The organism is Methylobacterium aquaticum, assembly GCF_001043915.1.
GTDB lineage: Bacteria > Pseudomonadota > Alphaproteobacteria > Rhizobiales > Beijerinckiaceae > Methylobacterium > Methylobacterium aquaticum.
On sequence record NZ_LABX01000407.1, the window covers coordinates 1 to 1,126 of the forward strand.

Sequence of the window (1,126 nt, forward strand, 5' to 3'; positions counted from 1 at the left end):
AACGCTTCATCCGCTTCGGTTCTCGTTTCATCGCAGATTTTTGCCGCCGAACCGGTGCCCGCTTCGGCGACATCTGCTTGGCGCGGGGGTGGGGAGGAGGCCGGGGATGCTCTCGGCCTGCGGCCCGGTTCAGCGGACGGAGCCGCCGGGCCCCCCGTTCCCGCCATAGCCGCCATAGCCGCCTCCGCCCGCGCCGCCGAGGCCGGCGCCCGGCCCGGTGCCGTTGCGCCCGCCCTGGCCGCCGATGCCGCCCCAGAGGCTCGGGCCGTCCGGCGCCCTGTCCTCCGGCGCGGTCGCCTGGCGGCGCACCGCGCCGGCATCGAGGGACGCCACGTAGCCGGCGCACGCCTCGGGATCGGCCGGCCGGCGCCGCGCGTCCGGATCGCGCAGCAGGGCCGCGCAGGCGCGGCCGAGGTCGCCGGTGGCGTCCACCTCGTCGTCGGCGCGATCCGGGCGGAAGGCGGCGCCGAACAGGCCGACGCACTCGGCCGGGCGGACGGTCGAGGCCGCCCCGTCGAGCAGGGCGATGCAGCCGGCGCGCAGGCCCGCCGGCTCCGCCGGGCTCCCGCTCCACCAGCCGCCGAAGCGACCGGGCGCACCGGCCCGGCCCTCCAGAGAGCGAGGATAGCCGGTCGCGTCGGCTGATCCGGTCCGCACCACCTTGGTGGTAGGCGAGGTTTCGGCATGCCAGGGCGTGGCGACGGCGACGGTGCCGACGATCGCCACGCCGCCGAGGGCGAGCAGCAAGGAGAGGGGCTTCATGTGATCTGCCTCACGTCGGGGGTGGTCGCCGGCCAAGCAGCGCCCGGGTGGGGCCGGGGAGCGGCCGCGTCGGTCCGCGAGGCGGCGACCCGGATTGTGGAAGAGGGCGGGGGACGGTCCGGCGAGGGAATAATCTGGCGAGGGGATGATCTCATGCCAGCAGTCCGGGACGCCGACACATCGATGTCGATCTCGGGCACGCCCGAGATCGACGGGGCCGTTGGCTCATCTCGCATTGTCGATGCGAGGTCCCGAAAGTCCGGCCCCTGGGCCGGACGCTCAAACCTTGGCGACCATTCGAGACCGGAACCAAGGGTCGTTGTCGCGACCGTTGATCTCAGTAGACGTTGCCGCCCTGGCCGCC

At 74.3% G+C, this 1,126-nt stretch carries 1 protein-coding gene; it reads right to left on the minus strand.

Features of this window, described 5'->3' with window-relative positions:
- Positions 1–129 precede the first annotated feature (129 nt).
- The gene (locus tag VP06_RS32840; protein ID WP_048468022.1) at positions 130–762 is read right to left on the minus strand and encodes a hypothetical protein; all 633 of its coding nucleotides are present in this window, start codon (positions 760–762) and stop codon (positions 130–132) included.
- Positions 763–1,126 lie beyond the last annotated feature (364 nt).

Excerpts from the sequence above, each read along its gene's own strand:
- VP06_RS32840 (WP_048468022.1), bottom strand. The coding sequence starts at position 762 with ATGAAGCCCCTCTCCTTGCTGCTCGCCCTCGGCGGCGTGGCGATCGTC.